We start from the raw sequence: 23169 nt of genomic DNA on the forward strand, positions 1-23169 counted from the left end.
TAAATCCTTTTCACGCCACCACAGCCCGCTTCTGCCCATACAGAAAATATACGAGCAGCCCGATGGCGTTCCACCCGAAACACGCCAATATCGTCTGCATCGGCAGGCTGATGAACAGATAGGCGCAGCCGCCCATCGCGCCGAGGCCGACGAACCAGGCGGCAGGGGTGCGGAAGGGGCGGCGCATGTCGGGGAGGCGTTTGCGCAGTACCAGCAGGCACAGGCCGACCGAGGTGAAGGCGATCAGCGTGCCGGCATTGGCGAGCGCGGCGATCTCGTCGATCGGCAGCAGGCCGGCGATGATCGCGACCAATATGGCTGTCACCATCGTGATCCGGGCAGGCGTGCCGCGCCTGGAGATTTTGGCGAGGCTTTGCGGCAGGAAGCCGTCGCGCGCCATGACCAGGAAGATGCGGCTCTGGCCATAGAGGAAGCCCAGCAGCACGGTCGGCAGGGCGATGACGGCAGCGATGGCGACGATGCGCGCCACGCTGCCCTGGCCCATTTCGCGCAGGATCAGCGCCAGCGGTTCCGGGCTGTCGGCGAAGCGGGTGAAGGGCATGGCGCCGATCGCGGCGGCGGCGACAAGCACATAGATGAGCGTGCAGGCAACCAGCGATCCGACGATGCCGATGGCCAAGTCGCGTTCCGGATTCTTGGCTTCCTCCGCTGCGGTCGAGATGGCGTCGAAGCCATAAAAGGCGAAGAAGATGATTGCGGCGGCTGCCATGACGCCGCGCTCGACCCCGTCCGGTCCCATATGCTTGGCAAAGCCGAAGGGCATGAACGGCTCCAGATTCTGGGCGTCGAAGGCGGGCAGGGTGAACCAGACGAACAGGCTCAACGTCGCGATCTTGATCGCCACGAGAATGGTGTTCAGCCGCGCGCTTTCGTGCGTGCCGAGCATCAGCAAGCCCGCGACGACGGCGATGATGAAGATGGCGGGCAGGTTGATGAGGCCGCCCAGTTCCGGCCCCTGCGTCAGCGCTTCAGGGAAACCGACCGCAGCGAGCAATGGCGCGGCATAGCCCGACCAGCCGACCGCGACGGTCGATACGACAAGGCTATATTCCAGAATCAGGCTCCACCCCACGATCCAGGCGATGCCTTCGCCCAGCACGACATAGGAGTAGCTGTAGGCGCTGCCCGCTGCGGGCATCATGGTCGACAGTTCGGCATAGGCGAGCGCGGCGCAGGCGCAGATCGCGCCCGCTATGGCGAAGGAGAGGAGGACGGCAGGACCGGCCCGGTCCGCGCCGACGCCGATCAGCGTCAGGATGCCGGTGCCGACAATAGCGCCCACCCCCAGCGCCAGCAGATGCGGCCAGGACAGGGTGCGCGCCATGCGGTGCTGGTCGCCGCTGGGCGTCATCGCCTCCATCGGCTTGCGGCGTGTCCAGCTCATGATGTTCGGCCCCTCATTCTTTCTGTGTCGCTCGATTGCTGACCCAAAGCGACGGCCCGCGCAAGAGCTGTGCTGGCACGCGACGACTTCTTGCAAGACAGGGCGGTGGGACAGGTGTAAAATTGCGGAAATGGGGGAGTAGCGGCAATGGATGGACGGGGGCGTATCGCGGCTGGATCGCATGGGGTGGACTGGCGGTGATGAGCGGGCAGTTGCTGTTCGTGCTGGTCGCCATGGTTCACGATTTGCGCAGCCGGGGCAGGGTGCATGCCGCCTGCTGGATCGGCGCGGCGGTGATCGCTGTCGAGGGGTTGGCCGTCCCGATCCTGGCCGCGACGCCGCCCGTCATCGCGCTGACGGAGGCGCTTGCACGGTCATAGTTGCATCGCGGGCGTGGCTGGGCTAAGGGCCCGATTGCAATCGGGCGGTTTGACGTCCGGTCCCTGACATATCCATTGAGCGCGCGCCCGGCAAACGGGTCCGCATCAGGCGCTTTGTATGGACGCTGGTTGGCGAGGTTTCGCCCACCGGCGATTTTGTCGTTTGGCAGGGATGCGCGGATTTTCAGGCCCTTAGGCCAATTGAGGTGATGATGTTCGATTCGCTGAGCGATCGTCTGGGTGGGGTATTCGACAAGCTGCGGGGGCGTGGTGCGCTCACGGAGGACGATGTTCGCGCCGCGATGCGCGAGGTGCGAATCGCGCTGCTGGAAGCCGACGTCGCGCTCCCTGTCGTGCGCCAGTTCGTTGATCAGGCGACCGAGCGGGCAGTGGGCAGCGACGTGCTGCGGTCGGTCACGCCGGGGCAGATGGTCGTCAAGATCGTGTCCGACACGCTCACCGAAACGCTGGGGTCCGACACGTCGGACCTGATGATCGACGTGGCCCCGCCCGCCGTCATCATGATGGTCGGTTTGCAGGGGTCGGGCAAGACGACCTCCACCGCCAAGATCGCCAAGCGACTGAAGGACAAGGACCGCAAGAAGGTGCTGATGGCGTCGCTCGACGTCCAGCGCCCGGCCGCGCAGGAACAGCTGGCGGTGCTGGGCACCCAGTGCGATGTGGCGACCCTGCCGATCGTCGCCGGGCAGCAGCCGGTCGACATCGCCCGCCGCGCGCTCCAGTCGGCCAAGCTTCAGGGCTTCGACGTGGTGATGCTCGATACCGCCGGTCGCCTGCATGTCGATCAGGCGCTGATGGACGAGATGAAGGCGGTGGCCGATGTGGCGACGCCTGCCGAAATCCTGCTGGTGGTCGACTCGCTGACCGGCCAGGACGCGGTCAATGTGGCGCAGAGCTTTACCGCGCAGGTGCCGCTGACCGGCGTAGTGCTGACCCGGATGGATGGCGATGCGCGCGGTGGTGCGGCGCTGTCGATGCGCGCGGTCACCGGCCGTCCCATCAAATTTGCCGGTACCGGCGAAAAGCTCGACGCGATCGAGATATTCCACCCGCAGCGCGTGGCGCAGCGCATATTGGGCATGGGCGACGTCGTGTCGCTGGTCGAGCGTGCCGCCGAGAGCATCGATGCGGACGAAGCCGACAAGCTGGCCAAGAAAATGGCCAAGGGTCAGTTCGACATGAACGACCTGCGCGCGCAGCTTAGTCAGATGCGCCGCATGGGCGGGCTGGGCGCGCTGGCGGGGATGATCCCTGGCCTTAAAAAAGCGCAGGCGGCGATGGCCAATAGTGGCGCGAACGACAAGACGCTGATCCATCTCGACGCGATGATCGGATCGATGACGCCCAAGGAGCGGGAACGCCCGGCGCTCATCAACGCCAAGCGCAAGATCCGCATCGCCAAAGGCTCCGGCACCACGGTGCAGGAAGTCAACCGGCTCCTGAAAATGCATCAGGAAATGGAAGGCGCGATGAAGAAGATCCGCAAGATGGGCGGCCTTAAAGGGCTGGCCAAGATGTTCACCGGCGGTGGCATGGGCGGATTGGGCGGTCCCGACGGCGGACAGGGCGGCCCGCCCGATCTGTCCGGGCTGGGCGGCCTTGGCGGATTGGGCGGCAACATGCCCAAGCTGCCGCCCGGCTTTCAGAATTTCATGAAGAAGTAGCCCGTCATTCCGGCGGATGCCGGAATCCAGTGTCGGATGGGAATGACCAGCCGCTCTGGATGCCGGATCAAGTCCGGCATGACGATTAATGCAAGTATATTCGTAGTTTACGTCAGAAAGGTAAGTTCCATGGCAACGTCCATTCGTCTCTCGCGCGGTGGTTCCAAGAAGCGCCCTTATTATCGCATCGTCGTGGCCGACAGCCGCGCGCCGCGTGATGGCAAGTTCATCGAGCGCATCGGCAGCTATAACCCCGTCCTGCCTAAGGGCGACGAAAAGCGCGTCGTTCTGGACGTGGAACGCGCGAAGCATTGGGTTGCCGCCGGTGCCCAGCCGACCGACCGCGTCGCCCGTTTCCTCGACGCCGCTGGCGTGAAGGAGCGGATCGTGCGCAACAACCCGAACAAGGGCGTGCCGGGCCAGAAGGCCAAGGACCGCGCCGAAGATCGCGCGACCAAGCTGGCCGAGGCGGAAGAAGCCCGCATCGCCGCCGAGGAAGCCGCCAAGGCACCTGCCGAAGCGCCTGCCGCCGAAGAAGCGCCTGCTGAAGAAGCCGCTGCCGAACAGGCCGAGGGCTGATTCTCTTGACCGACAAGCCCGTCACTCTCGCCGCGATCATCGGCGCGCATGGGGTGGCGGGCGAAGTCCGCCTGAAACTGTTTGGCGACGGGGTGGAAAGTCTCAAAAGCTATGGCGGTTTCGATGCGGGCGGGCGCAGGCTGACATTGAAGTCGGTGCGCCCCGGTTCCAACGGTGCGGTCGCGCGCTTTGCCGAAATCGGCGATCGCAGCGCGGCCGAAGCCATGCGTGGCACGGCGCTGACCGTCCCGCGTTCCGCCCTGCCGCCGCTGGCCGAGGGCGAATATTATCATGCCGACGTGATCGGCCTGCCTTGCCTGTCGAGTGACGGCGAAGCGCTGGGCGAGATCATCGCGATAGAGAATTTCGGCGCTGGCGACATTATCGAGGTCCAACGGCCATCGGTCGAAGGCAAGGCGGGCAAGCGCTTCATGGCCCCGATGCACGCCGTCACGCTGGAAACCGAACGGGCGGTGATTGACGCGGCTTTCGTGGAATAGTATATACTGAAGGTATATACGGAGATCCGCGATGGGCGAAGAGTATAAGGCCAAGATTTTCAAGTCGGGCAACAGCCTGGCCTTGCGTCTGCCCAAGGCTCTTGGCTTCAAGGAAGGGGCCGAAATGACCCTGCGCGAGGATCATGGCCGCTTCACGTTCGAGCCAGCTCAGAACGAGCGCAAGATCGATGTCAGCAAATTCGCGGGCAAGGCACCATGGCTGGAGCCGTTGTCGCGCGAGGATTTCGATGACAGTCCCCGCGATTGGCACCTGATGGGTCGTGATGCGTCCGGGGCATGATGCGGCTGCTGGACACCAATAGCTGCATCTATGTCCTTACCGGCATCTATCCGTCGCTGATTGCCCGGATGGCGGAGCAGGCGGCTGGCAGCCTCTTCATATCTTCCATCACCTATGCGGAACTGGCCTATGGGACGGTGCGGGCCAAGCCGCCGCCGCCCGATATACTGGCGGCCTTTGTCGCGGAGATCGCTATTCTTCCCTTCGACGAGGCGGCTGCGCAGGCTTATGCGGCGCTTCCCTTTCGGCGCGGCAGTTTCGACCGTCTGATTGCGGCACATGCCCTGTCGCTGGACGCCGTACTGGTAACCCGCAACGCAGCCGACTTTGCCGATATAGCCGGCCTGCAAATCGAGGACTGGACGCGCTGATGCTTCCCTTCCGCCGGGAACTGGACGCTGCCGCCCGCATCGCCTAAGCGGCGATCATGGCTCAGATCCTTACCGCCCTCTATCTCCTTGCGATGCTGGCCGCTGGCTGGCGGCTGTTCGGGCTTGGCTGGTCGCGGGGCGCGAAGCTGGCGGCGGCGATCGGGCTGGTGTGCCCCGTGCCGCTGCTGGTGCTGTTGCCCGGCCTGATCCATCCTGAACGCCCCTTTGCCGACCTGCTGCGCGCCATCGGACTGGCGCTGCTGGCCTGTGGTGCGCTGTGCCTGGCGGGCGGGGTGTCGGCGGCCTGGCTGCGTGCGCGCCGGCGATGAGCTTTTCCGCGCAGATATTGACGCTCTACCCGGAGATGTTTCCGGGGCCGTTGGGCGTGTCGCTGGCGGGGCGGGCGCTGGCGGAAGGGCGCTGGTCCTGCGCGCCGATCCAGATCCGCGATTTTGCCACGGACAGGCACCGCACGGTCGATGATACGCCAGCAGGCGGCGGCGCGGGCATGGTGCTGCGTGCGGACATCATAGCGCGCGCGGTGGATCATGCGATCGCGCAGCGGCCCGACCTGCCGGTCATCGCCATGACCCCGCGCGGCGCGCCGATCACCCAGGCGCGTGTCCGCGCGCTGGCCGATGGTCCCGGCGCGACGATATTATGCGGGCGATTCGAGGGGTTTGACGAGCGAATCTTCGACGCCCGGCCGATCGAGCAGGTCAGCATGGGCGACATCATCCTGTCGGGCGGAGAAATGGGCGCGCTGATGCTGCTGGATGCTTGCGTCCGGCTGCTTCCCGGTGTAATGGGCGCGGCTTCCAGTGGGGTGGAGGAGTCCTTTGAAACGGGGCTGCTCGAATATCCGCACTATACCCGACCAGTCGAATGGGAGGGGCGCACGATCCCGCAAGTGTTGCGATCGGGGGATCATGCGAAGATCGCCGCCTGGCGGAAACAACAGGCGGAGGTCGATACACGGTCACGGCGGCCGGACCTTTGGGAACGTCACATCGGCGTTCGGGTCCAGTCGCCCTCTGGCGCGCAACGCGACTTGAAGGACTGACGTTTCATGAACATCCTCCAGCAGATCGAGGCGGAAAGCATTGCCGCCCTGGCCAAGGACATTCCCGATTTCCGCCCCGGCGACACGCTGCGCGTCGGCGTGAAGGTCGTCGAAGGCGACCGCAGCCGCGTCCAGAATTACGAAGGCGTGTGCATCGCGCGTTCGAACAAGGGCATGGGCTCCAACTTTACCGTCCGCAAGATTTCGTTCGGCGAAGGCGTGGAGCGCGTGTTCCCGCTCTATTCGCCCAACCTCGATTCGATCGTCGTCGTCCGCCGCGGCGTCGTGCGTCGTGCGAAGCTCTATTATCTGCGCGGCCGCACCGGCAAGCGCGCGCGCATCGCCGAACGCCGCGACGTGCGCACCGAGGGTTGATTGTAAAAATCAATTCTTGACAGTTGTAAAAAAGAAACAGGCGGTGGTCCGATGGACTGCCGCCTTTTTCTATATGTTACAAATATTTGACCCTGCGGCGGAAGTCTCCGCCCGACACGAGCCTGACCGGATTCGCGCAGGCCCAAAAAAGGGCCATTCCGCCCATAGTGGACTTGTGTCAGCCTAACGTTTCCAAATGTTGCTGAACGATGTTGCACTGAAACTCGCGGTTTCGGGCGCGGTGATCTGTAACCTTGTTGGGTGGAATAAGTCGGGAAAGGGACGGGATGTCGAGAAGGCCTCTGCAAAAGAGAAATTAGGGGGCATTTTTGATGACATATCAGGGACTGATTTCGCGCGGCGCCATAGCCGTTGCGCTGCTCTATTCGATGCCCGTTCTGGCGCAGGACGCCGCGCCGCAGGCCGCTGTTGAGGACGCGCCGGGCCAGACCATCATCGTCACCGGCACGCGTCGCACCGACCGCACCGTCGCGGAATCGCCGACGCCGATCGACGTCTATTCCGGCGTCGAACTGCAAAAGCAGGGCACGGCGGACATGAATCAGGTGATCCAGAATCTCGTCCCCTCCTTCTCCGTCGCGCGCTACGCGATCGGCGATGGCTCCTCCTTCGTCCGGCCGCCCAACCTGCGCGGCCTTGCCCCCGACCAGACGCTGGTGCTGATCAACGGCAAGCGGATGCATCGTTCCGCGCTGGTCCAGATCAGCGCCAATGCGCAATCGGCGGGCGCGCATTCCGCCGATCTGGCGCAGGTGCCCGCGATTGCGATCCGCGCGGTCGAAGTGCTGCGTGACGGCGCGTCGGCGCAATATGGGTCCGACGCGATCGCGGGGGTCATCAACATGACGCTGCGCGACGATACGGACGGTTTTTCGGGCTATGCCCGCTATGGCCAATATTATCGTGGCGATGGTGAGGATTATCAGCTCGCGCTCAATGGCGGGTTCAAGCTGGGCGATGCCGGTTTCATCAACATCAGCGGCGAATATGTGAATGCGGGCAAGACCAGCCGGGGCGTGACCCGCGCAGGCGCGCATCTGCTGGCGCAGGAGCAGCCGACGATCGGCGTGCCCAAGCTGGCGCAGCGCTACGGCAACCCGGCGATGGAATCCTATCGCTTCTTCGTCAATGGCGGCTTCGATCTGGGCGAAAGCTCCATCTATTTCTTCGGCAATTATGGCCACAGCTTCCAGGAAGAAAGCTTCAACTATCGCCAGTCGGTCAATACGTCGGGCGTGGACATTGAAGGCAACAGTTTCGGCAAGAATGGCATCTTCAACGACTATTTCACCGACTTCAACAATATGCTGCCCGGCATTCAGACGGGCGCGGCGGGCGGCAACGTCTATGCGCCCAACGATTATGAAGTCACCACGCGCGACTATACCAAGGTTGCCACCTGTTCCGACCCGCTGGTCCAGAATTGGAGTTGCGTCTATCCCGGCGGCTTCACGCCGATCTTCTTCGGCAAGATCGACGATATTTCGGGCACCGTCGGCTATAAGGGTACATTCGGTTTCGGCCTGAATTACGATATTTCGGGAAGCTACGGCCAGTCGACCCTGCGCTATACGATGAATGGCACGATGAACCCGTCGCTGGGCATCGCGTCGCCGAACGAATTTTATCTCGGCAAGCTGCAACAGCGCGAAACGCTGTTCAACGCGGACTTCAGCTATCCCTGGGAAGTCGGTTTCGCCAGCCCAGTCACGATCGCCTTTGGCGGCCAATATTTCCGCGAATCCTATGAACTGGGCCTGGGTGACCAGCCGTCCTGGGCGATCGGGCCTTATACCGGCAATCTGGTGTTTCATCAGGACGGCACGCCGGTGCTGAACGCGGATGGCACGCAATTGTCGGTCGCCCTGCCCGTCGGCGCCAATGGCTTTCCCGGTTACGGCCCGGCGATTGCTGGCGAAAGCGCGCGCAATTCCAAGGGATTGTACATCGACATCGAAGGGGACGTCACCGATCAGCTCTCTTTCGGCATCGCAGGCCGCTACGAACATCTGTCCGACTTCGGCAATTCGACCACCGGCAAATTTTCTGCCCGCTATGCCGTGGTGCCCGACGTCGTGGCGCTGCGCGGCACGGTGGCGACGGGCTTCCGCGCGCCGACGCCGGGGCAGGTCAACAGCAGCAGCATTGCGACCGGGTTCAACCCCGGCAATCCCAATGCAATCGAATCGATGACGCTGCCGGTCACCAGCCCGGTCGCCGCGTTCCTGGGCGCGACGCCCCTGAAGCCGGAAGAATCGGTCAGCTTCTCGCTCGGCACCGTGTTCACGCCCGCACCCGGCTTCACCCTGTCGGTCGATTATTATAACATCAAGGTGAAGGACCGTATCGGCACATCGGGCACGTTCGTGATCGACGATGCGCAGCGGCCCACGCTTCAGTCGCTGGGGCTGGCCAACTATGCGACCGTCAACGAAGTGCAGTTCCTGACCAACGCCTTCGATACCCGCACCCAGGGCGTCGATGTCGTCGGCAGCTATCGCTTTGCGACCGAAACCATGGGCATTTTCAACACGACGCTGGCGTTCAACTATAACAAGACCAAGGTGATCGCGCGCGATCCGACGATCGTGTCCGATGTCCGTGTCGCCCAGCTGGAAAAGACCCTGCCAAAGACCCGCCTCATCCTGACCGAAAACTGGAGCAGCGGCCCCTTGTCCGTACTGGCGCGGATGAACTGGTACGGCAAATATACCCAGACGGATGATGGTCCGGTGTCGCAGACTTTCGGCAGCGAATTCGTGTTCGACTTTGAAACCAGCTATGAGGTGAACGACAATTTCACGCTGAGCGTCGGGGTGCAGAACCTGTTCAGCAATTATCCCGACAAATATTCCAACACCAAAGGGACGCTGGGTCCGGTCTATGCATCGACCGGGGGGCGCTTTACTGGCGACATCTATCCTGACGTCTCGCCGTTCGGCTTCAACGGTGGCTTCTGGTACGGCAAGGTCGGCTTCAAATTCTGATCCGGTTCTGACAGGTGAAGGCCGGGCCTCTTGCGGGGCCGGCCTTTGCTGTTTCAAGAGGCGCTCATGATGACTGGCACTCTCACCCACCGCCTTGCCACGCTGGCCGACGAAGCCGCGCTTGCCGCGTTGATGCGGCGGGCGATCGATGAATTGCAACGGCCGTTCCTGACGCCGGATCAGGTACGGGCCAGCCATGCCTTCATGGGGCTGGACAGCCGCCTGATCGCCGACGGCACCTATTTCGTGGTGGAGGAGGGGGATGCGATCGCGGGCTGTGGCGGCTGGAGCCGTCGCGCGACAGCCTATGGCGGCAATCACAGCGCGGGGCGGAACGACCGGCTGCTCGATCCGGCGACGGAGGCGGCGAAGGTGCGGGCGATGTACACCCACCCCGACCATGTCCGCAAAGGCGTGGGCACGCTCGTCCTCTCGCTTTGCCAGGCCGCGGCGCGGGCGGAAGGTTTTGCTGCGCTGGAATTGTCCGCCACATTGGCGGGCGCGCCGCTCTATCGCAGTTTCGGCTTTGTCGACGTGCGCGCTTTCGAAGATAGCGGCGTGCCGATGATGCTGATGCGCAAGGCTGTTGCCTGACCGGCCGTGCGGTCAATCATATTGGACCAATACGCTGAAACTGCCGCGATAGGCGCCGGGCGCCTGATTGGCGCGGACCTGTAGCGTGCCGAAAATCTGGAACACCGCTTCGCCCCCGTTCAGGCGGATGTGCGAATGGGACTGGCTGAGGCTGGCCGATATGCGGTTGCCAGCCGCGTTGGTGAGGTTCACCGTCGATTTGTCGAGACTGATTTCCACCCGCTCATTTGGCCGCCCATTCAGGGTAAAGGCCGCCGCGCTGGCGCTGCCCATGCAGACCAGCCCGTTGCTGCACACGCGGCTATTGTCGGCGCGGATCCGTACGACGCCCGGCTGGCCGGGCACCGCCAATTGCCCGAAATTGAGATCGCTCGTTTTCTCGATCCGCAGTGCGCCCAATATCGTCGCGCTGGACCCGCCGGTCGCAGGCGCAGCACTGGCGACCGGGGCGGTCGCCAGTGCCAGCATCATGCTGGCAGCCAGGATCAGGCGTCGGGTCGTCATCCGACCGGCTTTGCCACGACATGGTAAAGCCTGAATTAACGCTGTTTGTCAGTGATCCGGCAGGCTGCGCCCGCGGCTGGTCCACCACAGGCCGCCCAGGCTGATCAACGCGGCCAGCGACATATAGAGGCCGACGAGCGCAACGCCCTGCGCCCCGATCAGCCAGGTCGCGACGATCGGGGCCAGCGCGCCGCCGATGATGCCGCCCAGATTGAAGGCGAAGGACGCGCCGGTGTAGCGCAACTGGATCGGGAAGAGGGCAGGCAGATAGGCGCCCAGCGGGCCGTAGATGAAGCCCATCATGAAAAGCGCGAGGCTGAGCGCCACGAAGATGGGCAGCAGCGCGCCGGTGCCGATCAGCGGACCAAAGACAAGCCCCATCCCGACCGTGCCGACACAGCCCCAGGCCAGGGCAGTGGTGGGGCTGCTGCGGTCGGCCCACCATCCGGCCAGGATGATGCTGGCCGCCATGAACAGGATGGCCCCCAACTGGATGGCGAGGAAGATTTCCCGGTCGATCTTCAGCGCGGTGGTGCCGTAACCAAGCGCAAAGGCGGTGGCGATATAATAGACCGCAAAGCAGGCGGCGCAGGCGAAGGTGCCGGCGATCGCCGCACCCAGATGGGTGGAAAGGAGGGTGGCAAGCGGTACGGCGGGCGGCGGCGTTTCCTTTTGCGCAGCGGCAAATTCCGGGGTTTCGGTGAGTTTGAGGCGCACCCACAGGCCCAATATCACCAGCACCGCGCTGCCCAGAAACGGCAAGCGCCAGCCCCAGGCCAGGAAATCCTGTTCGCTGAGCAGCGCCCCCAGGATCAGGAACAGGCCGTTGGCGGCGATGAAGCCGACCGGCGCGCCCAGTTGCGGGAACATGCCGAAGCGCGCGCGCCAGCCGGGCGGCGCATTTTCCACCGCCAGCAGGGCCGCGCCGCCCCATTCGCCACCCAGCCCGAAGCCCTGACCAAAGCGCAGCACGCACAGGATGAGCGGCGCCCAATAGCCGATCATCGCATAGGTCGGCAGGAAGCCGATCAACAGGGTGCAGCCGCCCATCAGCATCAGCGAGGCGACCAGCGTCGCCTTTCGCCCGACGCGATCGCCATAATGGCCGAACACCGCTGCCCCCACAGGACGCGCGAAGAAGGCGAGAGCCAGGCTGCCATAGGACGCCATCAGCTGCGCCGTGGGGGAGGAGGAGGGAAAGAAGAGCGAGGGGAAGATCAGGCTGGCGGCGGTCGCATAGATGTAGAAGTCGTAAAACTCGACCGCCGTGCCGACCAGGCTGGCGGTCAGCACCCGCTTGTACCGCCACATTTCACCGATGCCGCTCATCCGTGCCCCCGCACCCGCCATCCTCAACCCCTTCTTTTCTGGTTCAGCAGTTCATAGGCCATCACGGCGGTCGCCACCGCCGCGTTCAGGCTGTCGGCCTTCCCCAGCATTGGCATCTTGACCAGCAGATCGCATTCCGCCTCGTAGGATTCGGGCAGTCCCTGCGCTTCATTGCCGACGAGCAGGAAGGACGGGCTTTCATAGCGTGGTTCCTGATAATCCTGCGTGGCTTTCAGGCTGGTGCCGATCAGTTCGCCCGGCCCCTGCCGCAACCAGTGCATGAATTCGCCCCAGCGCGCCTGGGTGATCGACTGGGTGAACAGCGCGCCCATCGATGCGCGCACCGATTCGACCGAGAAGGGGTCGACGCAATCGTCGATCAGGATCAGCCCGCCTGCGCCTACCGCATCGCCGGTACGCAATATCGTGCCCAGATTGCCCGGATCGCGCAGCGATTGCGCGACGATCCAGATGTCGGCGCTGTTGCGGTCCAGCCTGTCCAGCGGGGTCAGCCGGTCGCGATAGACGCCGACCACGGCCTGCGCATTGTCCTTGCCGCTGATTTTCGAGAGGATGTCGGCGGACGTTTCGATGACGTCACCGCCGGCCGCCTCCATCGCCGCGATCAGATCGATCGCCAGCGGGTGGGTGGACCCGGCATGGAACAGCATTTCAGGGAGCACGCCTTCCTCGCGCGCTTCCGTCAGGATGCGCAAGCCTTCGGCCAGAAACAGCCCTTCGGCCTTGCGAAATTTCTTTTCGCGCAGGGATCGGACGCGCTTCACCAGCGGGTTGGAAAATCCGGTGATTTCGCGTGCCACGTTGCGTCTGTTCCCGATTGGCGGAAGAAGCGGCTTCTCTACCGGCGGATTGCATAAAAGGACAGGGGGCATGGAACCTGCGCGCACCCCCATGGATTTGCCGCCCGATCTTGCTTACGGGGGTGAAATGACCACGCCGCATACCAACCACAACCGCATCGAGGACGGATTCTTCCTCGGCCTCGTCATTCTGGTCACGATAGCCTTTGCCTTTGTGCTGGAGCCTTTCTTCGCCGCAGTGCTGTGGGGCGTGATCATCGCGGTCCTGTTCTGGCCCATAAACCAGCGGATCGCGGCCCGGATGCCGGGGCATCGCAACAGCGCGGCGCTGCTGACGCTGCTGCTGATCATCGCGATCGTCATCATCCCCGCCATCCTGTTGTCGGTCGCGCTGATCCAGGAAGCGGTGCATTTCTATGCCCAGATCCAGTCGGGCAAGATCGATTTTGCGCGCATGTTCGCGCAGATGCAGAACGGCTTGCCGGAATGGGCGCATGGCATGTTGCGGCGGATCGGGTTCAGCAATTTCGATGCCGCCCGCGTCACCGTGAGCAACGGCATTACCAGCAGTTTCCGTACATTGGCCGGGCAGGCTTTGCTGATCGGGCAGGGGGCGTTCAGCTTCATCGTTGCGCTGGGCGTCATGCTCTATCTCGCCTTCTTCCTGCTGCGCGACGGGGAACGTCTGTCGCAACGCTTCGCCGATGCTGCGCCCCTGCGCCCGCATCAGCGCGAGGCGCTGTTGCACCGTTTCGTCGTGGTGATCCGCGCCACGGTGAAAGGCAGCCTGGTGGTCGCCATCGTGCAGGGCTTTATCGGCGGGGTCATCTTCTGGATGCTGGGCATTCAGGGCGCTCTGCTGTGGGGCGTGCTGATGGGCGCATTTTCGCTACTGCCCGCCATCGGATCAGCGCTGGTGTGGGCGCCGGTCGCCCTCTATCTGTTTGCGACCGGGGCAATTTGGCAGGGCGCGGTGCTGGTGGCGGCCGGGGCGCTGATCATCGGATCGGTCGACAATCTGCTGCGCCCGATACTGGTTGGCCGCGAAACGCGAATCCCTGACTATGTCGTGCTGATTTCGACGCTGGGCGGGATCGAGATGTTCGGCTTTAACGGCATCGTCATCGGCCCGGTGATCGCGGCATTGTTCATCGCGACGTGGAACATCTTTACCCAGATGCGGCGGGAAGGCGAAGTGGGGCAATAGGGCCGCAGGCTACATCCGTTCGGGCTGCGGTTGTCGAAGCCATCCACTGAGCGGAGCGACGTGTCTCCCTGCGGTCGGCTGAGCTCTTCGACTTTGCTCAGGGCGAACGGATATTTCTACTCTTCCCCGAACTTGTCCTCGACCAGGCCGACCAGCTTGCCCAGGGAATCGGCCGCATCCGGCCCGGTTGCTTTGATAGTGATGCTGTCGCCCATGGCCGCGCCCAGCATCATCAGCCCCATGATCGACGTGCCGGTCACGTCGCTGCCATCCTTGCTGACGATGATGTTGGCGGGCAGGCCGCTGGCCAGCGTCACGAATTTGGCGCTCGCGCGGGCGTGGAGGCCGCGTTTGTTGCTGATGAGGACTAACTGGCTGACTTCATTCATGTGGTGCTGCCCAACAGTTCCGACGCAACGCTGATATATTTCTGTCCCGCCTCCCGCGCGGCGGCGACGGCGGCTTTCACGTCCATCACCTTGCGCGCGCTTTCCAGCCGGATCAGCATGGGCAGGTTGATGCCCGCGATTACCTCGATCTCGCCCGCCTTGAGCAACGAAATCGCCAGATTGGATGGGGTGCCGCCGAACAGGTCGGTCAGCAATATGACGCCGCTGCCGTCATTCACGCGCGCAACGGCGGTCGCGATGTCGGCGCGGCGCAATTCCATGTCATCATCCGGCCCGATGCAGATCGTTTCGATCTGCTGTTGCGGGCCGACGACATGCTCCATCGCGACGACGAATTCGGTCGCGAGCGACCCATGGGTGACGAGTACAAGTCCGATCATGTGCTTTTGCGGCCCACCTGCTTCATGATATTGCTTTCGGGCCTCCCGGTGGGCGCTTCTCCAGACTATCCTGTGGCGCCGATTCCATATTGCGGTGCGAGACCGTGGGCGAAAAGCCCGCGTCTTGCAAGTATCTGGCGACGCGTTCGGCCACATGGACCGACCGATGCCGTCCCCCGGTGCAGCCGAACGCCACGGTAATATAGGCTTTCCCGGCCTCCGCGTAGCGCGGCAACACTATTTTGAGCAGTTCCTCGATCATGCCGACCGCTTCCTCATAGGCGGGGTCCGCCATGATATAGGCGGCGACATCCGCGTCCTGCCCCGTCTTGTCCCGCAGCGCGTCGTCCCAATGCGGGTTGCGCAGGAAACGCATGTCGAACATCAGGTCGGCGTTGCGCGGCATTCCGCGCGAAAAGCCGAAGGACAAGATGGTCAGCACTGGGTCCGACAGCCGCTCACGCGAGAAACGGTCGCGGATCGCCTGTTGCAGGGCGTTGCTGGAGAAACTCGTCGTGTCGATCACCTGGCTGGCCCAGCGACGCAGCGGCTCGGTCAATTCGCGTTCGCGCGCGATCCCGTCAGCCGCAGGGCGATCGAGCGCCAGCGGATGGCGCCGCCGGGTTTCGGCAAAGCGGCGCTCCAGTTCGGTGCCGGAGCAATCGAGGAACAGGGTTTCGACATCATGGCCATGATTGTCGCGCAGCGCCTTGATCCGCTGGACGATGGCATTGGCGTCGAACCCGCGCGTGCGCGCGTCGATGCCGAGCGCCAATGGCCGGTCGTCCGCGCCCGCATGGCCCGCGGGCAGGGGGGTGTCGAGCAGCCGGTCGAGCAGCACCAGCGGCAGATTGTCCACCACTTCCCAGCCCATATCCTCCAGCGTTTTGAGCGCCGTGGTCTTGCCCGCGCCCGACACGCCGGACAGGAGGAGGATGGATTTGGGGTGAGACTGGGTCATGGGGTGTCGCCCCCCTGATCCAGCATTCGCAGCGCCAGTTCGACCTTGATCGGCGCGGAGGCTTCCAGTGGCGCGATTTTGACGACGCGCACGTTGATCCCGGCCACCGTGCGCATGACCGGCTCCAGCGGCATCCGGTCCACCTTGTCGAACAGATCGACGATCAGCGCGACCGGCACGTCGGCGACTTGGGGCATCGCCACGATGCCGAGCCCGCGCACCTCCATCTTGCCGATGATGGTCGCGGGCGCGGTGGCGACCAGTTGCCCGTCCACCCGCTTGACCAGCGTATAATCATCGCTGATCAGCACCGCCCCCCGGTCGATCAGCCGTAGCGCAAGGTCGGACTTCCCGATCCCGCTCACCCCGCACAGCAGCACCGCGCGGCCGCCAATGGCCACGCTGGTCGCATGAAGCGTTTCGGATGAAAGGGCGCGCGGCATATCTGTTCCACTTGTAGAACAGACTGGGGGAAAGTGGGAACGGGTTTTTGGGACAGGGGCGTGCCACTGTGGGGCGGGCGAGGGGGCCGGTTGCGCGGGGGCTTCGTCATCACGGCGTACGGCGGGAGACAGGGGGGAGCGCTGCGCGACCCTGGATGCTGACTTTCGTCAGCATGACGGGGAGGGGTGGATTTGCGACGGTCGGCTTTCGGCGATACCATGCTTAAACTAGACATTCCGAGGTGAACGTGCAGCGCGAGAAGTGGTTCGAAAAGGTCGCTTGGAGTTACATTCCTTGCCATTGGAAGGGCTTCGCTGTGATGGCTGCCATTATCTTTCCTACCGTCTCAGCGATTATTCTGGTGCAGATGCTGTTGGACCGTCTTGGCTACGGACATGCCGAATGGTTAGCCTTCGTCATCTTCTTCATCCCGGCTCTCTTGTTTCTCTTTGGTGTAGCCAAGCGCCATAGCTGAACGGATGGCTGCTGTCGGGCGCGGCAAGCGCCGCGCTCAACGTCCGCAACTGGTCGTCACCTGCCAGTCACCAACTTCGTCATCCTGACGGAAGTCAGGATCCATTGGCTCTACCTCTCGTAGAATCACGACCGCCCGGTGAAGGGATCCCGGATCAAGTCCGGGATGACGGAGAGTGCGAACGCAACATCGCAATACAGAAAAAGGGCGGCGCCTTTCGGCACCGCCCCATTATCCGCCAGCCCAAAGGCCAGCCGGTCAGCCTCGCATGAAGCGAGGCATCCAGATTACTTGAGTTCGACGGTCGCGCCGGCTTCTTCAAGCTGCTTCTTGACCTTCTCGGCCTCTTCCTTGTTCACGCCTTCCTTGATCGCCTTGGGAGCCGACTCAACCAGGGTCTTGGCTTCGGTCAGGCCCAGGCCGGTGATGGCGCGGACTTCCTTGATGACGTTGATCTTCTTGCCACCGTCGCCGGTCAGGATCACGTCGAATTCGGTCTGCTCTTCAGCGGCGGCGGCGGCGGGGCCAGCGGCGGGGCCAGCGACGGCGACGGCTGCGGCGGCGCTAACGCCCCACTTTTCTTCCAGAGCCTTCGACAGGTCGGCGGCTTCGAGGACGGTCAGGGCCGAAAGCTGTTCGACCAGTGCGTTGATGTCTGCCATGATATTTTTCCTTCTAAACGGGGTGAACCCCGCAATATGTTGAAACGATTACAGGAAGCTGGTTGCGACCGATCAGGCCGCTTCCTTCTCCGCATAGGCGTTGAAGACACGAGCGAGCTGCGAAGCCGGCGTCTGGATGACGGTAGCGAGCTTGGTTGCCGGCGCCTGGATGAGGCCGATAATCTTTGCACGCAGTTCGTCCAGCGAGGGCATCGATGCGAGCGCCTTGACGCCATTTGCATCGAGCAGCACACCGCCCATTGCGCCGCCAACGATCTCAAGCTTGTCGTTGGTCTTGGCGAAATCGATCACCACCTTGGCGGCGGCGACCGGATCGGCCGAGGTGGCCAGCGCAACCGGGCCGGTCAGCATGGAGCTGATCGTTTCGTATTGCGTGTCCTTCAGCGCGATCTTGGCGAGCTTGTTCTTCGTAACCTTGTAGGACGCGCCAGCTTCGCGCATCTTCTGCCGCAGGATCGTCGACTGTGCGACGGTCATGCCCAGGTTGCGTGTGACCACGACAACACCCAGGTCGGCAAAAGTAGCGTTCAGCGTGGTGACGACCTCAGATTTCTGATTACGATCCATGCCATTCTCCACTTCATGTCCACCGGAAAACCCGATGAACGGCAAAAACCCGCGTGCAAGCACACGGGATGTTTAGTCCGAAGGGGAGAGATCGACTGGCCGTTCGTCCATATGAAGGAAGGCGGCAGACCCGAAACAGACCATGATGGCCCGCCCGGTAAAGAACTTTTCCCCGTCTAGGCTGGACATTAAGAGGGGCAGATTCCCCTCACCAACTGTCTCGGACGGTGAACCCGCAAGGGGTTCGCTGCGGGGCCATTAGCGGGGAAGGGGCGCAATGTCACGCGGAAATTCCTGACACCGTTCGCCCTGAGCGAAGTCGAAGGGCTCCGCCGAGCGAAGCGAGGTGCCTTCGCCTCCGCTCAGCCCGAACGGATGATGCCTTAAACCCTGTCCGCCTGCACCACTGTGTCGAGCGCGCGCAGCGCTGACAATATCCGCATCAGATGCTGGGCGTCGGCGACCTCCAGGTCGATGATGTCGGTGTGGAACGGGCCTTCGCGGTTGACCAGTTGCAGGTTGAGGATGTTCGCCTTGGTCGCGCCGAACACATTGGTGACCGCGGCCAGCGCGCCCGGCTGGTTCTGGACGATGACCTGCAACCGCGCGGTGCCACCCTTCGACTTGCTGTCCCAGGACAGGTCGACCCAGTCGTCATCCTGCCCCGCTTCGAGCGTGCGGCAGTCGATCGTGTGTACCTCGATCGGCCCGCCGGTGCGGCGGATGCCGACTATGCGGTCGCCCGGCACCGGGTGGCAGCAATCGGACAGGCTGTAGGCGATGCCCGGCGTCAGCCCGCGGATGGAGATGGGCGCGTGCTGGCGCGGATGGGATTGTTCCATGTCCTTGCCCGTGGTGGAGCCGGGAACCAGCGCCTCCATCACTTCCGAATCGAGTAGCCGATGGGTCGCGATCGCCACCATCAGCGCGGCGCGATCATCAAGCTTCAGTCGCTTGAGCGCCGCCTTGAGCGCTTTGTCGCCCAGTTCGCTGGCCAGATCGGGGGAGAAGCGGCCGACAATTTCCTCATACAGCTTTTCGCCCAGCGCGACTTCCTCGCCCCGCTGTTTCTGGCGAATATAGCGGCGGATCGCCGCGCGCGCCTTGCCGGTGATGGCGAAGGTCAGCCAGCCCGGCTGCGGTTCCTGCCCGTCGGATTTGAGGATTTCGACCTGATCGCCATTGTCCAGGCTGGTGCGCAGCGGCACGACCCGTCCGTTGACCTTCGCGCCCACTGTCTGGTTGCCGAGTGAGGTATGCACCGCATAGGCGAAGTCCACCGGGGTCGATCCCTTGGGCAGCTGGTGCAGTTCCCCCTTGGGCGAGAAGGCGAAGATGCGGTCCTGATACATGGCCATGCGGGTATGTTCGAGCAGCTCGTCCGCATCCTGGCTCTGTTCCAATATTTCGACCAGATCGCGCAGCCATGCCGCATTACGGTCGCTCGCGTCGCCCTTCTGCTTGTAGGCCCAATGCGCCGCCAGTCCGAGTTCCGCGTCATGATGCATGTCGCGGCTGCGGATCTGCACCTCGATCCGGGCATTGTCCTGATGGATGACGGTGGTGTGCAGCGAGCGATAGCCGTTGCGCTTGGGGGTAGAGATATAATCCTTGAACCGGCCCGGCACCATCTTGAACGTCTGGTGGATGACGCCCAACGCGCGATAGCAGTCCGCGGTCGTCTCGGTAATCACGCGGAACGCCATCACGTCGGTCAGCTGTTCAAAGCTGATATGGCGCTCCTGCATCTTCTTCCAGATCGAGAAGGGATGTTTTTCGCGCCCCGACACAGTGACCGGAATGTCCGATCCGCCCAGCAACAGCTGCAATTCCGCGCCGATCCGGTCGACCTTGTCATGGCCGCCTTCCTTCAGCTGCTCCAGCCGCCGGGTGATGCTGGCATAGGCTTCCGGCTCAATCTCGCGAAAGGCCAGCAACTGCATTTCGCGCATGAAATCATACATGCCGATCCGTTCCGCAAGCGGCGCGTAGATATCCATCGTCTCCTTGGCGATGCGGCGGCGCTTGTCGGGATTCTTGATGAAATGCAGCGTGCGCATATTGTGCAGCCGGTCGGCCAGCTTGACCAGCAGCACCCGGATGTCGTCCGACATGGCGAGCAGGAATTTGCGGAGATTTTCCGCCGCCCGCTCATTCTCGCTCATCGCCTCGATCTTGGAGAGCTTGGTCACGCCATCGACCATACGCGCGACGTCCTTGCCGAACGCCGCCTCTATCTCCGCATAGGTGACGAGCGTATCCTCGATCGTGTCGTGCAGCAGCGCGGTCACGATCGTCTGGTCGTCCAGCCCGAAATCAGTGAGGATGCCCGCCACCTCGATCGGGTGGCTGAAATAGGGGTCGCCGCTGGCGCGCTTCTGGCTGCCATGCTTCTGGACCGAAAAGACATAGGCGCGGTTGATCATCGCTTCATCCGCGTTGGGATCATAGCGTTTGACGCGCTCGACTAGTTCATACTGGCGTAACATCGTTTCCCGATTGTGTGGGAAGTGCCTTGCAGCGCAACAAAAAAATCCCATCTGCCCTAAATACACAGCGCTTTTGCAACTGTCGCTGCTTTGGGCTATCTAGTCATCACCATGAAACATAATCTGGCACAGGATCTGGAACAATGCGCGCTCCCCAGTGCGCTGGAGGCGATGGGAGAGCGCTGGTCTTTCCTTATCCTGCGTGGCGCCCTGTCGGGAATCCGCCATTTCGAGGAGTTTCAGTCGACGCTGGGAATCGCCCGCAACATCCTGGCCAACCGCCTCGCCCGGCTGGTCGAAAACGGCATCATGCTGCGCCAACCCATGCAGTGCGACCGGCGCAAGGTGGAATATCGCCTGACGGAAAAGGGGCGGGAACTGGCCCCGGTCATGATCGCCCTGCGCCAGTGGGGCGAAAAATGGAGCTGCGGCACGGTGTCGTGCCAGGTGCTGGCCGACCGGCGCGACGGCCTGCCGATCCGCAAGGTTACGATACAGGCGCATGACGGGCGCGAACTGGACCTGAACGACCTGGTCTGGCTGTGCCCCGACCAGGTCACCCCGATGGCGGAGGATTCCGCTGCCGCCGCCTGACGGGCGGGCGCAGCGCGGCCAGGGTGAGGACGTCCTGGGCGGCGGCGGCTTCACCAGCCGCTTCAAATCGCCTAGGCTGCCTGCAATGTCTGTTCATCCCTTTCAGCCCCAGCCCTTTTTCGCGGACAAGAATCGCGCCTTCTGGAACCTGCAATCGCTGGGCTGGGCCGGCGCGTTCCTGTTGCGCGGATCGTCCACCATTGCCAATGGCCAGCCGCTATCCAGCCTGGTGCCAGTGCTGATTTCTACCGTCACCGGCTATTCGGTGACGTTGTTGATCGCGGTGATGTTTCGCTTCCTGCTCAAGCGCAAACCGATCGTCACCTGGGGCGCATCGATCCTGACGGTCGTGGCCGCCGCCGCGCTGGTCGCCTTTATCGACGCCTGGGTCTTTTCGACCCAGAACAAGGGCAGCGAGACGGCGGGGCTGCAACTGTTCCTTGGCGCTTTCTATCTGTCGATGACGCTATTGGGTGCATGGTCGGCGCTTTATTATGCAATCAATTTCTATCTGACGGTGGAGGAACAGGCCGACCAGCTGCTCCATCTGGAAAATCAGGCGTCGAGCGCGCAGCTGGCGATGCTCCGCTATCAGCTCAACCCGCATTTCCTGTTCAACACGCTCAATTCCATCTCCACGCTGGTGCTGCTCAAACAGACCGATCGGGCCAATGCGATGCTCTCGCGCCTGTCCTCCTTCCTGCGCTATACCCTCATCAACGAGCCGACCGCGCAGGTGACGATCGAGCAGGAGATCGAAACGCTCAAACTCTATCTGGAGATTGAGAAGATGCGGTTCGAGGACCGGCTGCGTCCGGTATTCACCATCGACCCGGCGGTCGCGCGGGCGCGCCTGCCATCCCTGCTGCTTCAGCCGCTGGTCGAAAATGCGATCAAATATGCCGTGACGCCCAAGGAGGAGGGGGCGGACATAACCGTCAGCGCGCAGCCTGCCGGTGAAAATGTGCGGATCGTCGTATCCGATACCGGGCCGGGATTGAATGAAAGCGGAATGAAGCCACACATTGCCGTCAGCGAAGGGACGGGCGTGGGCCTGCCAAACATCCGCGACCGGCTCATTCAGGCTTTCGGGGAACGACAGAGCTTTGAAACACGTTCAAGTCCCGGCGGTTTTTCGGTGATCATCGAAATCCCGCTCAATTTGGAAGATTCATCGAAAGTGGCCGCATGACCATCAGAACAATCCTCGTCGACGACGAAAGCCTTGCTACGCAAGGGCTTATGCTGCGTCTGCAAGCGCATGAGGATGTCGAAATTATCGAAACCTGCAACAATGGGCGCGAAGCGATCCGCGCTATCAAGACGCATAAGCCCGACCTTGTGTTCCTGGACATCCAGATGCCCGGTTTTGACGGATTTTCCGTCGTTCAGGGGATCATGGAAGTCGAACCGCCGCTCTTCATCTTTGTCACCGCCTATATGGACCATGCGATTCGCGCGTTCGAGGCGCAGGCGGTCGATTATCTGCTGAAACCCGTGGAGGAAGGCCGTCTGGCCGACGCTCTCGACCGGGTGCGCCTGCGCCTGTCGGACAAGCGGCAGGTGCAGGAAGCGGAGAAGCTGCGCGAGGTGCTGGCTGAAGTCGCGCCCCAGGCGATGAGCGACTTCATCGTGGCGGAGGAGGAAGGTCCGGCGTCCAATCGCTTCGAAAAGCTCATCAACATCAAGGATCGCGGCCAGATTTTCCGCGTCGACGTCGATTCGATCGAGCGGATCGACGCGGCGGGCGACTACATGTGCATCTACACCGCCGACAACAGCCTGATCCTGCGCGAAACGATGAAGGATCTGGAAAAGCGGCTCGACCCGCGCAATTTCCAGCGCGTCCATCGCTCCACCATTGTGAACCTCAGTCAGGTGAAGCAGGTCAAGCCTCACACCAATGGCGAATGTTTCCTGGTGCTGGAATCAGGCGCCCAGGTAAAGGTCAGCCGCTCCTACCGCGACGTGGTGGCGCGGTTCGTGCATTAAATAGAACATCGTGTTCCCGCGCAGGCGGGAATCCAGTTCGCAGGACGGGACT

At 62.9% G+C, this 23169-nt stretch carries 27 protein-coding genes; 16 read left to right on the forward strand and 11 right to left on the reverse strand.

The annotated features are described in order from the left end of the window. Positions 1 to 10: 10 nt before the first annotated feature. On the reverse strand, positions 11 to 1405 hold the full coding sequence (locus IWY39_RS15255) for an amino acid permease (protein WP_107124755.1): 1395 nt from the start codon (positions 1403 to 1405) through the stop codon (positions 11 to 13). A gap of 122 nt (positions 1406 to 1527) precedes the next feature. On the opposite strand from IWY39_RS15255, the gene IWY39_RS15260 reads away from it, so the two are divergent. The 11 genes from IWY39_RS15260 to IWY39_RS15310 all read left to right on the forward strand — a co-directional run bounded on the left by IWY39_RS15260 (position 1528) and on the right by IWY39_RS15310 (position 10261). Next, on the forward strand, positions 1528 to 1785 hold the full coding sequence (locus tag IWY39_RS15260) for a hypothetical protein (protein ID WP_229380637.1): 258 nt from the start codon (positions 1528 to 1530) through the stop codon (positions 1783 to 1785). Between the two features lie 209 nt (positions 1786 to 1994). After that, positions 1995 to 3470, forward strand: coding sequence for a signal recognition particle protein (ffh, locus tag IWY39_RS15265; protein WP_017181061.1), 1476 nt, complete (start codon positions 1995 to 1997; stop codon positions 3468 to 3470). Positions 3471 to 3599: 129 nt separating this feature from the next. Beyond that, positions 3600 to 4049, forward strand: a complete 450-nt coding sequence (gene rpsP, locus IWY39_RS15270; protein WP_017181062.1) for a 30S ribosomal protein S16 — start codon at positions 3600 to 3602, stop codon at positions 4047 to 4049. Positions 4050 to 4054: 5 nt separating this feature from the next. Next, positions 4055 to 4549 (forward strand): ribosome maturation factor RimM, encoded by a 495-nt coding sequence (gene rimM, locus IWY39_RS15275; RefSeq protein WP_107124756.1) that lies wholly within the window; start codon positions 4055 to 4057, stop codon positions 4547 to 4549. A gap of 31 nt (positions 4550 to 4580) precedes the next feature. Further along, entirely contained in the window at positions 4581 to 4850 is a 270-nt protein-coding gene (locus IWY39_RS15280; RefSeq protein ID WP_107124757.1) for an AbrB/MazE/SpoVT family DNA-binding domain-containing protein, read from the forward strand. After that, positions 4847 to 5221 carry a type II toxin-antitoxin system VapC family toxin gene (locus IWY39_RS15285; RefSeq protein WP_107124758.1) on the forward strand — a complete coding sequence of 125 codons (375 nt, stop codon included), beginning with the start codon at positions 4847 to 4849 and terminating at the stop codon, positions 5219 to 5221. The genes IWY39_RS15280 and IWY39_RS15285 overlap by 4 nt, the downstream gene beginning before the upstream one ends. Positions 5222 to 5277: 56 nt before the next feature. After that, positions 5278 to 5550 (forward strand): hypothetical protein, encoded by a 273-nt coding sequence (locus tag IWY39_RS15290; RefSeq protein ID WP_107124759.1) that lies wholly within the window; start codon positions 5278 to 5280, stop codon positions 5548 to 5550. Further along, the gene (trmD, locus tag IWY39_RS15295) at positions 5547 to 6284 is read left to right on the forward strand and encodes a tRNA (guanosine(37)-N1)-methyltransferase TrmD (protein ID WP_019053976.1); all 738 of its coding nucleotides are present in this window, start codon (positions 5547 to 5549) and stop codon (positions 6282 to 6284) included. Before IWY39_RS15290 ends, trmD begins: the two co-directional genes overlap by 4 nt. Before the next feature lie 6 nt (positions 6285 to 6290). Further along, the gene (gene rplS, locus IWY39_RS15300) at positions 6291 to 6659 is read left to right on the forward strand and encodes a 50S ribosomal protein L19 (RefSeq protein ID WP_017181068.1); all 369 of its coding nucleotides are present in this window, start codon (positions 6291 to 6293) and stop codon (positions 6657 to 6659) included. 332 nt (positions 6660 to 6991) lie between these two features. After that, positions 6992 to 9667 (forward strand): TonB-dependent receptor plug domain-containing protein, encoded by a 2676-nt coding sequence (locus IWY39_RS15305; protein ID WP_107124760.1) that lies wholly within the window; start codon positions 6992 to 6994, stop codon positions 9665 to 9667. Positions 9668 to 9733: 66 nt separating this feature from the next. Continuing rightward, the gene (locus tag IWY39_RS15310; RefSeq protein WP_107124761.1) at positions 9734 to 10261 is read left to right on the forward strand and encodes a GNAT family N-acetyltransferase; all 528 of its coding nucleotides are present in this window, start codon (positions 9734 to 9736) and stop codon (positions 10259 to 10261) included. A 12-nt stretch (positions 10262 to 10273) separates the two neighbouring features. On the opposite strand, the gene IWY39_RS15315 is transcribed toward IWY39_RS15310, so the two are convergent. Genes IWY39_RS15315 through IWY39_RS15325 form a run of 3 tightly spaced genes read right to left on the reverse strand, consistent with a single transcriptional unit; the run spans position 10274 to position 12915 of the window. Beyond that, positions 10274 to 10765, reverse strand: a complete 492-nt coding sequence (locus tag IWY39_RS15315) for a DUF4402 domain-containing protein (RefSeq protein WP_107124762.1) — start codon at positions 10763 to 10765, stop codon at positions 10274 to 10276. A 48-nt stretch (positions 10766 to 10813) separates the two neighbouring features. After that, on the reverse strand, positions 10814 to 12094 hold the full coding sequence (locus tag IWY39_RS15320) for an MFS transporter (protein ID WP_107124888.1): 1281 nt from the start codon (positions 12092 to 12094) through the stop codon (positions 10814 to 10816). 23 nt (positions 12095 to 12117) lie between these two features. Next, the gene (locus IWY39_RS15325; protein ID WP_107124763.1) at positions 12118 to 12915 is read right to left on the reverse strand and encodes a TrmH family RNA methyltransferase; all 798 of its coding nucleotides are present in this window, start codon (positions 12913 to 12915) and stop codon (positions 12118 to 12120) included. 127 nt (positions 12916 to 13042) lie between these two features. Between IWY39_RS15325 and IWY39_RS15330 the strand changes: the two genes are divergently transcribed. After that, entirely contained in the window at positions 13043 to 14122 is a 1080-nt protein-coding gene (locus tag IWY39_RS15330; RefSeq protein WP_107124889.1) for an AI-2E family transporter, read from the forward strand. Between the two features lie 116 nt (positions 14123 to 14238). On the opposite strand, the gene IWY39_RS15335 is transcribed toward IWY39_RS15330, so the two are convergent. From IWY39_RS15335 to IWY39_RS15350, 4 genes are read right to left on the reverse strand one after another with little or no spacing between them, the layout of a single operon-like run. After that, positions 14239 to 14511, reverse strand: a complete 273-nt coding sequence (locus tag IWY39_RS15335; RefSeq protein WP_017181075.1) for an HPr family phosphocarrier protein — start codon at positions 14509 to 14511, stop codon at positions 14239 to 14241. Beyond that, positions 14508 to 14912, reverse strand: a complete 405-nt coding sequence (locus IWY39_RS15340) for a PTS sugar transporter subunit IIA (protein WP_017181076.1) — start codon at positions 14910 to 14912, stop codon at positions 14508 to 14510. The genes IWY39_RS15335 and IWY39_RS15340 overlap by 4 nt, the downstream gene beginning before the upstream one ends. Before the next feature lie 22 nt (positions 14913 to 14934). After that, the gene (gene rapZ, locus IWY39_RS15345) at positions 14935 to 15873 is read right to left on the reverse strand and encodes an RNase adapter RapZ (RefSeq protein WP_107124764.1); all 939 of its coding nucleotides are present in this window, start codon (positions 15871 to 15873) and stop codon (positions 14935 to 14937) included. After that, positions 15870 to 16316, reverse strand: a complete 447-nt coding sequence (locus IWY39_RS15350) for an HPr kinase/phosphorylase (RefSeq protein WP_107124765.1) — start codon at positions 16314 to 16316, stop codon at positions 15870 to 15872. The genes rapZ and IWY39_RS15350 overlap by 4 nt, the downstream gene beginning before the upstream one ends. A 242-nt stretch (positions 16317 to 16558) precedes the next feature. On the opposite strand from IWY39_RS15350, the gene IWY39_RS15355 reads away from it, so the two are divergent. Then, the gene (locus IWY39_RS15355) at positions 16559 to 16792 is read left to right on the forward strand and encodes a hypothetical protein (RefSeq protein WP_229380638.1); all 234 of its coding nucleotides are present in this window, start codon (positions 16559 to 16561) and stop codon (positions 16790 to 16792) included. A 287-nt stretch (positions 16793 to 17079) separates the two neighbouring features. On the opposite strand, the gene rplL is transcribed toward IWY39_RS15355, so the two are convergent. From rplL to IWY39_RS15370, 3 genes are all read right to left on the reverse strand, one after another. Beyond that, on the reverse strand, positions 17080 to 17454 hold the full coding sequence (gene rplL / locus IWY39_RS15360) for a 50S ribosomal protein L7/L12 (protein ID WP_017181080.1): 375 nt from the start codon (positions 17452 to 17454) through the stop codon (positions 17080 to 17082). A gap of 72 nt (positions 17455 to 17526) precedes the next feature. Then, positions 17527 to 18042 carry a 50S ribosomal protein L10 gene (gene rplJ, locus IWY39_RS15365; protein WP_107124891.1) on the reverse strand — a complete coding sequence of 172 codons (516 nt, stop codon included), beginning with the start codon at positions 18040 to 18042 and terminating at the stop codon, positions 17527 to 17529. Between the two features lie 383 nt (positions 18043 to 18425). After that, the gene (locus tag IWY39_RS15370; protein WP_017181082.1) at positions 18426 to 20531 is read right to left on the reverse strand and encodes a RelA/SpoT family protein; all 2106 of its coding nucleotides are present in this window, start codon (positions 20529 to 20531) and stop codon (positions 18426 to 18428) included. Positions 20532 to 20642: 111 nt separating this feature from the next. On the opposite strand from IWY39_RS15370, the gene IWY39_RS15375 reads away from it, so the two are divergent. From IWY39_RS15375 to IWY39_RS15385, 3 genes are all read left to right on the forward strand, one after another. Next, positions 20643 to 21125, forward strand: coding sequence for a winged helix-turn-helix transcriptional regulator (locus tag IWY39_RS15375; RefSeq protein ID WP_107124892.1), 483 nt, complete (start codon positions 20643 to 20645; stop codon positions 21123 to 21125). 85 nt (positions 21126 to 21210) lie between these two features. After that, positions 21211 to 22317 (forward strand): sensor histidine kinase, encoded by a 1107-nt coding sequence (locus IWY39_RS15380; RefSeq protein ID WP_017181084.1) that lies wholly within the window; start codon positions 21211 to 21213, stop codon positions 22315 to 22317. Then, on the forward strand, positions 22314 to 23117 hold the full coding sequence (locus tag IWY39_RS15385) for a LytR/AlgR family response regulator transcription factor (protein WP_017181085.1): 804 nt from the start codon (positions 22314 to 22316) through the stop codon (positions 23115 to 23117). The genes IWY39_RS15380 and IWY39_RS15385 overlap by 4 nt, the downstream gene beginning before the upstream one ends. Positions 23118 to 23169 lie beyond the last annotated feature (52 nt).

The sequence above is a fragment of the Sphingobium sp. JAI105 genome (assembly GCF_015752145.1).
Classification (GTDB): Bacteria; Pseudomonadota; Alphaproteobacteria; order Sphingomonadales; family Sphingomonadaceae; genus Sphingobium; species Sphingobium xenophagum.

Excerpts from the sequence above, each read along its gene's own strand:
- IWY39_RS15255 (WP_107124755.1), bottom strand. The coding sequence starts at position 1,405 with ATGAGCTGGACACGCCGCAAGCCGATGGAGGCGATGACGCCCAGCGGC.
- IWY39_RS15350 (WP_107124765.1), bottom strand. The coding sequence starts at position 16,316 with ATGCCGCGCGCCCTTTCATCCGAAACGCTTCATGCGACCAGCGTGGCC.
- IWY39_RS15305 (WP_107124760.1), top strand. The coding sequence starts at position 6,992 with ATGACATATCAGGGACTGATTTCGCGCGGCGCCATAGCCGTTGCGCTG.
- rpsP (WP_017181062.1), top strand. The coding sequence starts at position 3,600 with ATGGCAACGTCCATTCGTCTCTCGCGCGGTGGTTCCAAGAAGCGCCCT.
- IWY39_RS15375 (WP_107124892.1), top strand. The coding sequence starts at position 20,643 with ATGAAACATAATCTGGCACAGGATCTGGAACAATGCGCGCTCCCCAGT.
- rplL (WP_017181080.1), bottom strand. The coding sequence starts at position 17,454 with ATGGCAGACATCAACGCACTGGTCGAACAGCTTTCGGCCCTGACCGTC.
- IWY39_RS15330 (WP_107124889.1), top strand. The coding sequence starts at position 13,043 with ATGACCACGCCGCATACCAACCACAACCGCATCGAGGACGGATTCTTC.
- IWY39_RS15280 (WP_107124757.1), top strand. The coding sequence starts at position 4,581 with ATGGGCGAAGAGTATAAGGCCAAGATTTTCAAGTCGGGCAACAGCCTG.
- rplS (WP_017181068.1), top strand. The coding sequence starts at position 6,291 with ATGAACATCCTCCAGCAGATCGAGGCGGAAAGCATTGCCGCCCTGGCC.
- rplJ (WP_107124891.1), bottom strand. The coding sequence starts at position 18,042 with ATGGATCGTAATCAGAAATCTGAGGTCGTCACCACGCTGAACGCTACT.
- trmD (WP_019053976.1), top strand. The coding sequence starts at position 5,547 with ATGAGCTTTTCCGCGCAGATATTGACGCTCTACCCGGAGATGTTTCCG.
- IWY39_RS15310 (WP_107124761.1), top strand. The coding sequence starts at position 9,734 with ATGATGACTGGCACTCTCACCCACCGCCTTGCCACGCTGGCCGACGAA.
- IWY39_RS15320 (WP_107124888.1), bottom strand. The coding sequence starts at position 12,094 with ATGAGCGGCATCGGTGAAATGTGGCGGTACAAGCGGGTGCTGACCGCC.
- IWY39_RS15290 (WP_107124759.1), top strand. The coding sequence starts at position 5,278 with ATGGCTCAGATCCTTACCGCCCTCTATCTCCTTGCGATGCTGGCCGCT.
- IWY39_RS15340 (WP_017181076.1), bottom strand. The coding sequence starts at position 14,912 with ATGATCGGACTTGTACTCGTCACCCATGGGTCGCTCGCGACCGAATTC.
- rapZ (WP_107124764.1), bottom strand. The coding sequence starts at position 15,873 with ATGACCCAGTCTCACCCCAAATCCATCCTCCTCCTGTCCGGCGTGTCG.
- IWY39_RS15385 (WP_017181085.1), top strand. The coding sequence starts at position 22,314 with ATGACCATCAGAACAATCCTCGTCGACGACGAAAGCCTTGCTACGCAA.
- IWY39_RS15285 (WP_107124758.1), top strand. The coding sequence starts at position 4,847 with ATGATGCGGCTGCTGGACACCAATAGCTGCATCTATGTCCTTACCGGC.
- ffh (WP_017181061.1), top strand. The coding sequence starts at position 1,995 with ATGATGTTCGATTCGCTGAGCGATCGTCTGGGTGGGGTATTCGACAAG.
- IWY39_RS15315 (WP_107124762.1), bottom strand. The coding sequence starts at position 10,765 with ATGACGACCCGACGCCTGATCCTGGCTGCCAGCATGATGCTGGCACTG.
- IWY39_RS15335 (WP_017181075.1), bottom strand. The coding sequence starts at position 14,511 with ATGAATGAAGTCAGCCAGTTAGTCCTCATCAGCAACAAACGCGGCCTC.
- IWY39_RS15380 (WP_017181084.1), top strand. The coding sequence starts at position 21,211 with ATGTCTGTTCATCCCTTTCAGCCCCAGCCCTTTTTCGCGGACAAGAAT.
- IWY39_RS15370 (WP_017181082.1), bottom strand. The coding sequence starts at position 20,531 with ATGTTACGCCAGTATGAACTAGTCGAGCGCGTCAAACGCTATGATCCC.